Origin of the sequence: Azospirillum sp. A29 (assembly GCF_042604625.1) — a bacterium.
GTDB classification, from domain to species: Bacteria; Pseudomonadota; Alphaproteobacteria; order Azospirillales; family Azospirillaceae; genus Azospirillum; species Azospirillum palustre.
In genome coordinates this window covers 357,701-370,987 of record NZ_CP170461.1, presented here as the reverse complement: position 1 = coordinate 370,987, position 13,287 = coordinate 357,701, and the positions used below count along the sequence as shown (strand labels likewise).

Here is a 13,287-nt window from a genome sequence, read left to right as displayed (position 1 = left end):
AATTTCCTCACACGCGGCAGCTTGAGAGAGTCGGGAAAGACGATGTCGAGGGTCCTCGGCGGATCACGCCGAGCTTCGGAGTCGGGGCCGATCGATGGATACCGGTGCCAAACCGTTCACACACGACGATATCAAGGACGGAAAGCAAATAATCGCTTCCGTAAAATCTATTCCTTCATTAAGACACTTAACAAACAAATCTAATCTCCTAAAGATTCGAAAATTCAGAGTAAACATAATGTCAATTCAAACTCGGAACTCATCGCATTTCTCTTCTTTTTTAAAAATTTCTCGTATCGGTTGCAGTTCAAATCGATTGTCAATCATGATAATTCTCGTAATATTTTTATATTTCTAGAAACAACTCAGAACATCATTTCCTGAAGACTTTAAAACACACGACCACTAAAGTATTACCACCCAAGTTAATATCAAATTAGCATGAAAGCGGGCAAACAGCTTTTCGAATGCCCTTATGCCGCATATCCATAGGTTGCCGCGGGCGCGCGGCTGCTCTACCGGCCTTTACAGGACAATCTTTGGGGATATCGGTTGCGACGGCCGGCCCGGCGTCGGTTCAAAGCAGGACTTCGGCGTCCCAGGGGTCGTACGGCACCAGCATGCGCCGTTGACGATCCGGGCGGACGAACCGCCGGGCGGTCCGGTTCAGCAGGCCGGCCGCGAAGGAAAAGGTGCTGTTGGAGATCGCCAGCACATCGGCGACGCACAGCGCATGGAAATCGGTGAAGAACTCGGCACCCGCCAGAGGCTTGCCCAGGTCGGTGGCGAGAATGGGGGAAAAGGGGGCGAAGGCTCCGGCCAGTTCCGGCGCGTCGGTCGCCAGATAGAGAACGGGCGAGTCCAGATCGGCCCACAGCCGCTCCAGCCACGTCAGGTACCACAGCTCCGGCGCGATCCAGAACCGCCCCCAGCCATAGTCGCCGCGCCGCAGATGCAGCGCGACAACCGTCCGTCCCTGTGCGCGCAAACGATGTTCAATCGCGTCGGCGCGCGGCCACAGATACCGGCCGGGCGTGAAGAGCCTGCGGAACTCCGTCCGGTACGGTGCCAGCGCCGCGGTGTGGCGGCAGAAATAGCCGGTGACGTCGCATTCCGCCCGAACCGGCGCCGCGCCGGACAGCGAGGCGAAGAAATCATGGTCGTCCTCCGAAACCCGGGGGAGCGGAGCTCCGGGCAGCGGATCGTCACAATCGTACAGGTAACGTCCCACCCACTCCGGCACCTCCAGCTCCAGATCGTGGCGGGCGGCATAGAGGCGCAGGAAGCCGTACTGAAGCAGCTGGTTGCCGAAACGGCCGTTGCACCCTAACTCCGTCGCAGCGAGGCGCCGTCCGGCACCCCTGGCCGCCGGGCGCGGCGTCGGGGCTTTCCAGCTCTGCTGCAGGTGCAGGAGGGCGCGTCGGGTAAACGCTTCGCCGAATCCCGGATGGCAGCGGATCGCACGCTCATAGGCGGACAGTGCGGCTGCGGGGCTGCCCTCCGCCTCGGCGGCGGCGCCGAGCGCAAGGTGAACGTCATAGCGGTCGGGAACCAGGGCCGCGGTCCGTCGTCCATGACGGGTGGCGTCCTGCCAACGGTCGCAGTCGCGCAGCGCCAGGGCCGTTTCTGCCCCGATGTCGGCCGCGGCGGGCGACGTCGGCGGCTCCAGTCGGGCCGCACGGTCCAGCAGCCGGCAGGCGGCGTCCGCCCGGCCAGTCCGGCGCGCCACCCGGCCAAGCTGAAACAGCGCATAGGCGCGCACCGGATCCAGCGCCAGGGCCTGCCGCAAGCTCGTTTCAGCGTTCAGCCAGCATCCGGAATCGAACAGCACATTGCCCAGATTGAGGTGGGCGGACGCCGTTTCCGGCAACAGCCGCGCCACCCGGCGGAAGGCCGCCGCCGAAGCCGTTGGCCCCTGCGCCGCATGGATCGTCATGGCAAGCGCGCTCCATCCCTCGACGCGGCCAGGATCGAGCGCCAACGCCGCGCGCAACGGGGTGGCGTCACGGTACGGCCGACCGTCCTGGGCGCAGAGCCGTCCAGGATCCGTCACAGGGCGATCATCCGCCCGCTCCTGTCGGGAAGAATGGGCGGTCCGTTCCAGTCCATTCCGCGCTTGGCTTCCAGGGCATAAAGCCGGCGGCGGATCAGAAGCTCCGCCGCCAGATGGACCGGCTCCGGCGGTGCCCCCTGCCCGGGCGGCCTGCCGCTCAGCATGTCCGCCTTCAATTTGTCGAACACATTCCCATCGCTGAGCGTATAGCACACCGTCGGTTCCGCGGTCTTCGCCCCGGCGAACAGAGACTGCAACGCTCTGCTGTAGCAGACATCCTCAGGCCCGGCCGGATTGAACGGTTCCTCGTCGGGAAAGCCGCCGATCAGGTCGTGACAGACACGACGCACACACAGGTTGCAGGGATAGGTCGCTTCCGAGGCCGAGCGCCAGATCGGGGTGATGTCGCGGTCGATGCTGTCGAACCGGATGCCGGTGCGCACGAAGCCGATCTCCGGATGGCTGTCGAGCGCCGTGGCCGTCACCCAGAGGTGGCGTTCGAGAAACCAGTCGTCGGCGTCGAGAAACCAGAGATACGGCCCCATCGCCATGGCTGCCCCAAGGTTGCGCGAACGCCCCGCCCCGCCGTTGCGGCTGTTGGCGAGCAGCGACAGGCTGTGTTCAGGATGAGCCTGCGACCACGCCCGGACCACCTCCACGGTGGCGTCCGGCGACGCATCGTCCACCACGCAGAGATGGAAGCGCGCGTCCGCATCCCCCGCCGCCTGCCGGTAATAGCGCACCGCCCGGTCCACGCTGTCCAGGGCACGCCCGATGCACCCCTCCACCCGGTAGGCCGGGATCACCACGCTGCCCACCACCTGATGGTCGCTGCGCCGCCGCTCGAGCGCGCGCAACGCCCGCTCCAGCCCGGCCTCCGGCACCGGCACGGCAGCGGCACCCTGGCCAGCGGCCGCATCGGCCGCAAGGCCCGACACCCGGGCGAGCAGTCCGTCGGCCTCGGCGTCGCGTCCTTGGATGAAGCGGACCAGCGCCAGGAGGCGTAGCAAGGCACGATGCGGCGGCAGCGCCTCCACCAGCCGCGCCAGTGCGACGCCGGCCCGATCGATCCCCCCCTCCTCCAGCTGAACGGACAGCCGATGCGCGGTCATCGAAAGCATGACCTCGCGCAGCCGTTCGAAGGCGGCATCGCCGGTGGACAGAGGTGCGACCAGGGGGGTGACCCTGGGCAGCCAGCGGACGGTTCCCCCCTCCGTCACCTCGACCAGAGCCATCAGCAGGACCAATCCGGGATCGGCCGGCGCCGTGCACAGCAATTCGGCGTAGCACCGCTTCGCGTCGGCAAGGCGCCCGTCCCGATGGGCATCGATCGCATGGCGAAGGGCGGTCTGTGCCCTTTTTGTCTGAGCATCGGGAGCTTGAGGGTCTGGGCCTTGAGCGTCTTGGATCACGCGGGAACTCGGCGGTTCGGGAAAGCGGCACGGGGTGGAGGGCTTCCACTTTACAGCAGGACGGTTCCGGATGGGACGGCCTTGCGGACGTGCCGATCCCGGCTAGGATGGCGGTCCACCACCAGCCGGCCGCAGCGCCACGACGGACCCCCCATGCCTGCCCGCCCCGACACCTCCGCGACCGACCCCCTGCACAGCCCGGAGTTCCAAGCCGGTTTGCTCGCATTGCAGAAGGACGACCGGGAGGCGGCGATCGCAGCCTTCACCCGGGCGGCCGGCAAGTTCCCGATGTACGGCCCCGTTCATGCCAATATCGGCACCCTGGCCGGCCAGCTCGGCCGCAGCGCCCTGGCCATGCGCTGCTTTCAACGGGCGGTTGCGATCGACCCCGGCTATGCGGAAGTCTGGTCCAACTTCTCTAGCCAGCTGCGCAGGGCCGATCGCGACGAGGCCGCCGTCATGGCCCTCAAGCGCGCGTTGAGCCTGGAGCCCAAACATGCGAATGCCCTGTGCAACCTCGGTGCGCTTCTGTTCGATGCCGGCCAGACCGCCAGAGCGGAAGCCTGTTTCCGACAGGCGCTCGCCCTGGCCCCCAACCACCATGAGGCGGCGAAGAATCTCGGCTTCGCACTGTTGCGCCGCGGCGATCTGCGCACCGGCTTCAGTTGGTACGAACATCGCTACGCCGCTACGCCGCAGCCCGCGCCCGTGCTCGACACGCCGGCTCCCCGCTGGCGCGGCGGGGCGCTGAACGGCGTCTCCCTGCTGGCGGTGGCGGAGCAGGGCGAAGGCGACACCATCCAGTTCGTGCGCTACGCCAAGCTGGTGGAGCGCGGCGGCGGAACGCTGACCATGGCCTGCTCGCCCGCGCTGAAGCGCCTGATGACGCGCGCCGACGGGGTGCGCCACGTGGTGGCGGATGGCGACCAGAAGCCGCGGATCGATGCATGGGCTCCGCTGCTGAGCCTGCCGCACCTGCTGGGCACCGACCGCGGCAGCATTCCCGGCGGGGTGCCCTATCTGCATCCGGCACCGGAGGATGCGGCGGCGTGGCGCGCGCAGCTGTCGGGCATCGCCGGGCTGAAGGTCGGGCTGGTGTGGGCGGGAAACCCGGGGTTCGGCGGCGACCGCCAACGGTCGCCGCGCTTCGCGGCTGTCGCTCCCCTGCTGACGCTGCCCGGCCTGCACATGGTCCTGCTGCAGGTGGGGGACGGACGGCGCGACCTGGCCGGACATGTCCTGCCCACCACCGTCACCGAGCTGGGCGGCAGGATCCGCGATTTCGCGGACACCGCGGCGATCATGGCCGGACTCGACCTCGTCATCACCTCCTGCACGGCGCCGGCGCATCTTGCCGGTGCCTTGGGCCGGCCGGTCTGGATCATGCTGCCATTCGCCTCCGACTGGCGCTGGATGGAGGGGCGGGTCGACAGTCCCTGGTATCCAACCGCAAGGCTGTTCCGCCAGCCGACCCCGGGAGACTGGACCAGCGTCGTCGCGGCGATCTCCGCCGAACTGCGGGCAGTGGTCGCCGGTCGCTGCCCTCTGAACGGATTGGCGTAACCGGAGATCGGATTGCTATGATCGGAGCCGCCCCCGGCTTCGATTAGCCGAAGGTTAAGCCTGTCCGGCTAGCCTTCACCCTACGGTCGGCAACCGTCATTCGGATTGATTTGGAACACACCGCTTTGGACGCGAGCAGCGAGATCAGAGGAACCGGTCACATTCAGACGGATCGGGCCGGGGCGGAACAGGCCGGCACGCTGCCGGCCGGCAGCCTTCTGAACAGGGCGATCGCCTCCCACCGTGCCGGTCGCCTGACCGAGGCGGCCAGGATCTATCACGCCCTGCTCGCGCTGGAACCGGCCCATGGCGATGCCTGGCACCTGCTGGGGCTGACAGAGCTGCAATCCCAGCGGGAGGCGGGTGCCCTGGCGTTGCTCAGCCGTGCCTTGCGCATCACGCGCGACCGTGCCGAGTACCACAACAGCGTCGGCGAGGGGCTTCGGACGCAAGGCGACATGGCGGCAGCGGCAGCGGCTTATCGCAAGGCCGTCGTGCTGCGCCCGGACTATGCCGAACCCGTCATCAACCTCACCCGCGCCCTCCAGCTCCTCGGCCAGCCGGACCGGGCCCGGACCAGCGGCCGCCGGGCTGTGGCCCTGGCACCGGACCGGACCGAAGGCGCGATCAATTTGGCGCACGCCCTGCTCGACCTTGGGCGCTTCAGCGAGGCGCAAGCCTTGTACCACAGGGCGCTGTCGCTTCAGCCCGACCATGCGGAGGCCATCGGCCATCTCAGCCGCGTCGCCCGCGGATCCGGTGATCCTCGCAGGATGGAGACAGCCCTGCGCCGCGCCATGCGGGTGGAGCCGCTCGCCATCGACCACCCCCAGGCGCTGGGCGACCTCTTCATCCAGCGCCAGGAGCTTGCCACGGCGGAACAGGTCTACCGGCGCGTCATCACGCTGAAACCCGATCACCCGGAGGCCTTGAACGGTCTGGGCAGCGCCTGCCTGATGCAGAAACGGTACGTGGCGGCCAAACCCCATTACCGCCGGGCCATGCTGCTGCGGCCCGATTATCCGAGCCCCCACAACAACATGGCCAATGCGCTGTGGGAGCTGGGCGAGTCCGCCGCTGCCCGCACCCGCTATCGTCAGGCCATCGCGCTGAAGCCGGACCACCCCGACGCCTATGCCAATCTCGGCCATGCGCTCCGCACCCGGGCCAAGCGGTTCGCCGATTACCACGAGGCCGAAAAGGAGTGCCGGCGCGCCCTGCGTCTCTATCCGGGTAACCTTGCGGCCGGCAACAACCTCGGCATCGTGCATCTGTCCCGCAACGAGCTGAAGGCGGCGGAGCAGTGCTTCCGTCAGGTTCTGGCCCGCAGCGCGGAGAACGCAGACGCCCATTTCAACCTGTCGCTGACGCTGTTGAAGGCCGGCGCTCTCGCGGAGGGGTGGAGGCATTACGAGTGGCGGTGGCGGACCGGGCAGCTTCCGTTGCCGAAGCTGTCCCAGCCACGCTGGCAGGGAGAGCCGTTGGATGGCCGCAGCATCCTCGTCTATGCCGAGCAGGGGCATGGCGACACGCTGCATTTCGCGCGCTATGTGCCGCTTCTTGCGGAGCGGACAGGGACCGATCGCGCGGGGCGGGTGATGCTGGTCGCCCAACCGGGGCTGGTGCGGCTGCTGAAACGCATGCCGGGGATCGCTTCGGTGCACGCCGTCAACGATCCGGTTCCGGATTTCGACGTCCACACCCCGCTGCTGAGCCTGCCCGGCTTCTTCGGCACGACGCTGGACAGCATCCCGGCCAAGGTTCCCTACCTTGCCCCCGATCCCGCGGACGTGGAGAATTGGCAACGGCGGATTCCGGTCCATGGCGGGGTGCGGGTCGGCTTGGTGTGGGCCGGCGATCCGCGTCCCCATATGCTTCACGCCAACGCGACGGACCAGCGGCGCAGCATGACCCTGGCCCACTTGGCTCCTCTGGCCGGCGTGCCCGGCACGGTCTTCTTCAGCCTGCAGAAGGGAACCGCCGGAACGCAGTCCCACACGCCGCCCCGCGGCATGGCGGTGGTCGACCTGATGGACGAGGTGAAGGACTTTGCCGATACGGCGGCCCTGATCTCCGCCCTGGACCTCGTCATCTGCGTCGACACGTCGGTCGCACATCTGGCGGGAGCGCTGGGCAAACCGGTGTGGGTCCTGTCGCGCTTCGACGGGTGCTGGCGGTGGTTGACCGGCCGTCAGACCAGCCCCTGGTATCCAACCATGCGCCTGTTCCACCAGACCGGACCGGGGGATTGGGCACCGGTGGTCGAGACTGTCGCCGACGCCCTGCGGGTTTTCGTCAACGAGCGGCTTGAAACAAGCGCTCGATAACATTGGTGGGAATGGCTCGGCCGGATGCACAAAGCCTGGACGCCCATACGCCCCGGTTCTGTCGGATCCGGGCGCCACGTGTCGGCGTTGCAGGGCTGAAAAGCATGAGGCGGAGGGAGCGCCACCGCCTTGATCGCTCCCCCGCGCACGATCCATAACAACATCGTATTTTCTCATATCATGATTTCATTATTCTTCTTCATGACGTGAAACCACTTCCATCTTTCCTGATCTTGCGTGTAAATCCGCAAAGCTCCCGCTCGGGTCAGCCCGCTTTCCATCCTTTGCTACCGGGAACCACCGCATGGCACGGATCATCAGTTTCGCCTCCACCAAGGGCGGCGTCGGCAAGACCAGTCTGGTCATGGCGCTCACCTCCGAACTGCGCCGGCGCGACGCGAGCGTGCTTCTGCTCGACTGCGACCCCAACCGACATCTGGCCGAATGGGCACGGCGGCGCAACGATGCCGGCGTGCGGGTGCTGGACGAGATCACGGAATCGAACGTCCGCCAGACGGTGCAGGAAAATGCGCCTGGCTTCGACTACACGCTGATCGACCTTGCCGGCTTCGGCAACTTGACCATGCTCTACGCCTTCTCGGTCAGCGATGGGGTGCTGATCCCGACCCAGCAGTCCTTCATGGACGTGAAGGAGACGGTGCGCACCTTCAAGGTGGTGGCGGATTCCGTCGGCGTGCTGAAGCACACGCCGGCCTCCAGCGTGGTGATCGTCCGCACCCAGGCCGCCATCGAATCCCGCGTCGACCGCCATGCCCGCGGTCTGCTGGACGAACATGGCGTCCCCGCCTTCCGCACCGAGCTGATCGAGCGCTCCCTCCTGAAGGAGATGACCTACACCGGCCATGGCCCGGGCGAGGTCAACCCGGACAGCAACGCCGACCTGAACGTCCGCGCCCTGACTGACGAGTTCGTTGCCTTCCTGGATAGCTCCCCGGCCAACCCGCTGATCCCGCGGGGGTGATGGCCAAGGACGCTCCGCACCGGGCATCAGGGAAGCTGGACCATGGAAATGGCTGAAACCAGGTCACGATATCACTTTATGTTTTCATGAAATGATTTTTCCTGGGTTGCTGGCCGGTGCCGCCGGGGTGCGCCTGACGCCGGCTTACGTCCGAGGATTAACCCCAGCGGCAGAACGCCACGCCTCCACCGGGCCATGATCGATGCCGGGGATACTCAGCACTTCCGCGGCCAGGAACTCCACCAGCAGCCTGACCCGGGCAATGTCCGCCCGTTCCGGCACGATGAGCATGTTGAGAGACACGGGCGGCGGAGCATAGTCCGGCAGGACCGGTTCGAGCCGCCCTTCGGAAAGCAGATCGTCAACCAGCCAAAGGTGCGCCGGGCCGATGCCGCGACCGGCAAGATAGGCCTCCCGTGCGGCAAGCCCGTGATCGACCCGAAGTCTTCCATCGAAGGGGACGAGATGGGTTTCGCCGTTCGGCCCTTCCAGCGTGAGCGCCTCGCTTCCGGTGATGTTCGACATACGGACGCCGTCGAGGCCGGCCAGCTCCCCGGGCGTTGCCGGCCGTCCATGCCGCGCCAGATACTCAGGCGAGCCGACGAGGATGCGCCTGCTCGTACCGAGAGTCCGCAATCTCATGGAACTGTCGGCAAGCGGTCCGAGACGAATGGCAATGTCCACGCCTTCGCGCACCAGATCGACCCGCTCGTCCGTCAGGCTGAGATCGATGGTGATCTGGGGATGGCGATCCTGAAAGGCGAAGATCAGCCGGCTGATGTACCGGACCCCGAGCGCCGCCGTGCAGGATACGCGAACCGTGCCCACCGATGCGCCGCGAGCGCTGCGCGCTTCGTCGCCGGCCTGTTCGACGAGGCGCAAAATCTGGATGGCGTTGGCGTAATAGCGGCGCCCTTCCTCCGTCAGCATGACACGTCGCGTCGTGCGGCTGAGCAGCGCCACGCCCAAGGCCTCCTCAAGCTCGCGCAGATGCCGGGTGACACTCGACTGTCCGCTGTTCGTCTCCCGTGCAACGGCCGAAAGATTTCCCCGTTCCGCGACGCGGACAAAGGTGCGCATGCGTTCGAGCGTTATATCCGATTTATCCATTTCCCGGCATTATCCTATCCATACCCCGCCTGTACCGGAATAACAGTCTGGCGCCTAGCTTGGAAAAAAGCGTCTCCAACAAGCAGGTGCCCGCCATGAACGTGCTCATCGTCTATGCCCATCCGGAACCCCGATCCCTCAACGCCTCCCTGCGCGATGTCGCTGTCGGGGAACTGAAGGCGCAAGGTCATTCGGTCGAGCTGTCGGACCTCTACGCCATGGGTTGGAAGATCCAGGTGGATCGTACCGACTTTCCTACACTCGATCCCGACACGCGCCTCCGGGTCACCGAGGCATCCAGCGATGCTTTCGCCGCCGATGCCCTGACGGATGACGTGAAGGCCGAGCAGGAGAAGCTGCTGCGGGCCGACGCGCTGATCCTTCAATTTCCGCTCTGGTGGTTCACCATGCCGGCAATCCTCAAAGGCTGGATCGATCGCGTCTATGCGTACGGCTTCGCCTATGGTGTCGGCGAGCACAGCGACCACCGCTGGGGCGACCGCTATGGAGAAGGCACGCTCGGCGGCAAGCGTGCCATGCTGATCGTCACGACGGGCGGCTGGGAACAGCATTACTCGCCGCGCGGCATCAATGGCCCGATCGACGATCTTCTGTTCCCGATCAACCACGGCGTCCTGCACTATCCCGGCTACGATGTGCTGCCTCCCTTTGTCATCTACAGGGTGGAGCGTCTCGACGAGGCCGGTTTCGAGCAGGCGGCCGAACAGTTGCGCGAGCGGATGCGGACGCTCGAAACCACCCGACCGATCCCGTTCCGCCGGCAGAATGGTGGCGATTATCTGATCCCCAGCCTTGAGCTTTGCCCCGGACTGGAAGCGGCCGGCGTGTCCGGCTTTTCCCTGCATCTGAAATGAGGGCGCCATTGGGGAAAAGCACTCAACCGCCGACAGGATCGGCACGCGGTCCAGGTGAATCCCCTCCACCGCGTTCAGAAGCGACGCCAAGGTCGGTGTGACGTGGGAAATCCGGGGTGAGGGTGCGGCCAGCTTGCCGGCCGTCCCCTCGGCGACGTTGAAAAGGCGGATGAGACCCTCCAACCGATCCCGGTCGACTGAAGCCCGCTTCAGGTCCCTGGCCCACTGCGTGACATCCATGTCCCGCGCCGCCTGCCGACATTCTTTGCAGGCCCCAACCGCCCGTCCAGCGCCGGCCACCAGGGACCACCAGCGGCCCGGCGTTCGGACGGGCAGGGCCTGCAGCCGATTCGTGTTGAAATCTCATTTCATGATTTTTAATCATATGAATATAACAGGACAGGAAATCATCAGAGCAAGGCTGATTTCCTATGCCAATGCCCGTCATCGCTTGACACGCCAAGGCAAAATACCAAGAGGCGACATCGGATCAACGAGCATCATCATTTCATGATTTGCGGAGATTCCTGCCCCTCTGTGATGAGAGTATCGTCCCAGCATTTCATGGCTTTTCTTCATACCATTGTTTCATGTTTATGCTTTCGCTCCGATTCCGCTTTGGCCACGCTTCCGCTCCGCATGAGGAGAGTGGGGCCAACTCCACCGCCGCACCGAATGCCAGCTTGGCCGTCCGTAGAAGGCGGTCCAAACCCATACTATTTCTCATCCCCCTTATTTCATGTCTCCTTTTAATGACATGATTCATGGGCCTGCCCCCCTGTGTTTCCCGCGCCACGCCGGCCGGCTTTCCGTCATGGCACGCTGCGCGCCCGCCACATGTCGCAAAGACAGGACAGCAAGTCATGATATTGCTTCATGGCTTATCCAGCCGGCCCATGCCGGTGCCGCCCTGACCGGAGCCCCTATGTCGACCGACAGCCCCGCCAAGCCGTCCGTGAAGCCTGCCGCCAAGCCGGCCCGTCCTCCGCTGGGCGGGATCGGGATCGGCGGGCTGGGCACGGATGACATCGACCCCATTCGCCAGTACGGGTTGAGCAAGGGTTTCCTGCCGACCGAGACGGAGCCGCCCGCGGCATCCCAGGCCGCCACGTCCCAGGCCGCCACGTCCCAGACCGCAATCTCCCAGCCCGCGCCGCAGTCCCAGCCGGCTCCCGCCCCCACCATCGTCCGTCCGGCGCCGACCCGGCCGTGGCAGGCGATGCTGCCAGACTATCTGGTGGAGGAACTGCGCCAAGCCGCCGCACGCGAAGGCACCGCCCAGAAGGTGATCGTGCTGAAGGCCCTGCGGCAGGCCGGCTTCCGGATCGACGACATCGACCTCCAGGATTTGCGGCGGCGTTGAGCCCGTCCCAAGAAGCACACAAGTGCGGCCGAAGGGACGGTTTGACTCTCCTTGAGGAGCCGTCTATGCCCTACCCGCGCTCTGCTCCTGCTCCAAACCGATTGCAGACCACCAGCGACGACGAGAAATGAAGGCAAACATCACCCAGGCCGCCCCGGCGCCGTCCTCCCAGGCAGCCTTGCCCCTTCAGGCCTCGCCCCGCCCGGTGTCGTCCGTCCCGGCCCCGGCCGCCCCTGCTGTCCCTTCCCCTGCGCCGGCACACGCCCAGTCCGGCTCGCACGGCCTCAGCATCGAGATGCTGGAACGGATGCTGGAGCAGCAGCCCAACGACCCCAATGTGTGGAGCGCGCTGGGCGCCCTGCTGCGGCAGGCCGCCAAGCCGGAGGCGGCGATCGCCTGCCAGCGGCGCGCGCTGGAGATCGACCAGCGCCATGTCGGCGCCTGGACCAATCTGGGCAACGTGCTGGGCGACCTGGAACGCTATGACGAGGCCATCGCCGCGCAGGAGCATGCGGTGGTGCTGTCGGGCGGCAACGCCAGCCTGCTGTCCAACCTGGTGGTGGCGCTGCGGCACGGCTGCCGCTTCAACCGGGCGCTGGAGATCCTGGACGTCGCCCTGCGCGCCCGACCCGGCGACGTGGGCCTGCTGTGGGACCGCGCCCTGACCCTGCTGCAGGTCGGCCGCTATGCCGAGGGCTTCCGCGACTATGACTCCCGTCTGTCGCTGCCCAGCTACCAGAACCGCATCGCCGAAGGCCCGATGTGGGACGGCGGGCCGCTCGACGGCAAGACCATCCTGCTGACCACCGAACAGGGCTTCGGCGACGTGCTGCTGACCGCGCGCTATGCGCCGCTGGTCAAGGCGCGCGGCGGCCGGGTCCTGCTGGAATGCCATCCGGAACTGCAGCGCCTGCTGTCCGGGGTGGAGGGCATCGACGGCTTCGTGCGCGCCGGCACCCCCTATCCCGCTTACGACGTCCATTGCCCGCTGATGAGCCTGCCGCACCGGCTGGGCACGACCATCGAGACGGTGCCTCCGCCCACCCGCCTGACCGTTCCGGCCGATGCGCGCGAGAAGGCCGCCAGGCTGGTTCCCGGTCCGGACGGCACGATCAAGGTCGGCATCATCTGGTCCGGCCGCGTCACCTTCAAGGACAACGCGCGGCGCGCCACCACGCTCAGCCGCTTCCTGCGCTTCCTCGACGTGCCGAAGGTGCGGCTCTACAGCATCCAGAAGGGTCCGCCGGAGGCGGAACTGGAGACGCTCGGCACCTCCACCCTGATCACGCCGCTGGGGCCGCATTTCAACGACTTTGCCGACACCGCGGCGGTGCTGGAACGGCTCGATCTGGTGATCATGACCGACAGCTCAGTGGCGCATCTGGCCGGCTCGCTCGGCCGGCCGGTGTGGAACCTGCTGCAGTTCATGCCCTACTGGGTCTATGGCGATAAGGGCGACACCACCCCCTGGTACCCGTCGATGCGCCTGTTCCGCCAGACCACGCCCAGCGACTGGGACAGCGTGTTCGCGGCTGCCGAACAGGCCCTGCGTCAGGTGGTCGCCCTCAGGACCTGACCAGCGCCCTTTGGCAACCTCACACA

9 protein-coding genes are annotated in these 13,287 nt (G+C 66.1%); 6 read left to right on the top strand and 3 right to left on the bottom strand.

The window, feature by feature from the left end:
- Positions 1-577: 577 nt before the first annotated feature.
- Positions 578-2,053 carry a tetratricopeptide repeat protein gene (locus tag ABNQ38_RS07305; RefSeq protein WP_377806466.1) on the bottom strand — a complete coding sequence of 492 codons (1,476 nt, stop codon included), beginning with the start codon at positions 2,051-2,053 and terminating at the stop codon, positions 578-580.
- Complete coding sequence (locus ABNQ38_RS07300) at positions 2,050-3,288, bottom strand: glycosyltransferase family 2 protein (RefSeq protein ID WP_377806465.1); 1,239 nt, start codon at positions 3,286-3,288, stop codon at positions 2,050-2,052. Before ABNQ38_RS07300 ends, ABNQ38_RS07305 begins: the two co-directional genes overlap by 4 nt.
- A 330-nt stretch (positions 3,289-3,618) precedes the next feature.
- Here ABNQ38_RS07300 and ABNQ38_RS07295 point away from each other — a divergent pair, with 330 nt between their 5' ends.
- The 3 genes from ABNQ38_RS07295 (at position 3,619) to ABNQ38_RS07285 (ending at position 8,337) form a co-directional block, all read left to right on the top strand.
- On the top strand, positions 3,619-5,028 hold the full coding sequence (locus ABNQ38_RS07295) for a tetratricopeptide repeat protein (protein ID WP_377806464.1): 1,410 nt from the start codon (positions 3,619-3,621) through the stop codon (positions 5,026-5,028).
- A gap of 125 nt (positions 5,029-5,153) precedes the next feature.
- Complete coding sequence (locus ABNQ38_RS07290; protein WP_377806463.1) at positions 5,154-7,355, top strand: tetratricopeptide repeat protein; 2,202 nt, start codon at positions 5,154-5,156, stop codon at positions 7,353-7,355.
- A 304-nt stretch (positions 7,356-7,659) separates the two neighbouring features.
- Positions 7,660-8,337, top strand: a complete 678-nt coding sequence (locus ABNQ38_RS07285; RefSeq protein ID WP_377806462.1) for an AAA family ATPase — start codon at positions 7,660-7,662, stop codon at positions 8,335-8,337.
- A gap of 144 nt (positions 8,338-8,481) precedes the next feature.
- Here the strand turns inward: ABNQ38_RS07285 and ABNQ38_RS07280 are convergent, their stop codons facing one another.
- Positions 8,482-9,447 (bottom strand): LysR family transcriptional regulator, encoded by a 966-nt coding sequence (locus ABNQ38_RS07280; RefSeq protein ID WP_377806461.1) that lies wholly within the window; start codon positions 9,445-9,447, stop codon positions 8,482-8,484.
- A gap of 95 nt (positions 9,448-9,542) precedes the next feature.
- Between ABNQ38_RS07280 and ABNQ38_RS07275 the strand changes: the two genes are divergently transcribed.
- The 3 genes from ABNQ38_RS07275 (at position 9,543) to ABNQ38_RS07265 (ending at position 13,261) form a co-directional block, all read left to right on the top strand.
- On the top strand, positions 9,543-10,322 hold the full coding sequence (locus ABNQ38_RS07275; RefSeq protein ID WP_377806460.1) for an NAD(P)H-dependent oxidoreductase: 780 nt from the start codon (positions 9,543-9,545) through the stop codon (positions 10,320-10,322).
- Positions 10,323-11,247: 925 nt separating this feature from the next.
- On the top strand, positions 11,248-11,685 hold the full coding sequence (locus tag ABNQ38_RS07270; RefSeq protein WP_377806459.1) for a hypothetical protein: 438 nt from the start codon (positions 11,248-11,250) through the stop codon (positions 11,683-11,685).
- 127 nt (positions 11,686-11,812) lie between these two features.
- Complete coding sequence (locus ABNQ38_RS07265; protein WP_377806458.1) at positions 11,813-13,261, top strand: CDC27 family protein; 1,449 nt, start codon at positions 11,813-11,815, stop codon at positions 13,259-13,261.
- The last annotated feature ends 26 nt before the right edge of the window (positions 13,262-13,287 follow it).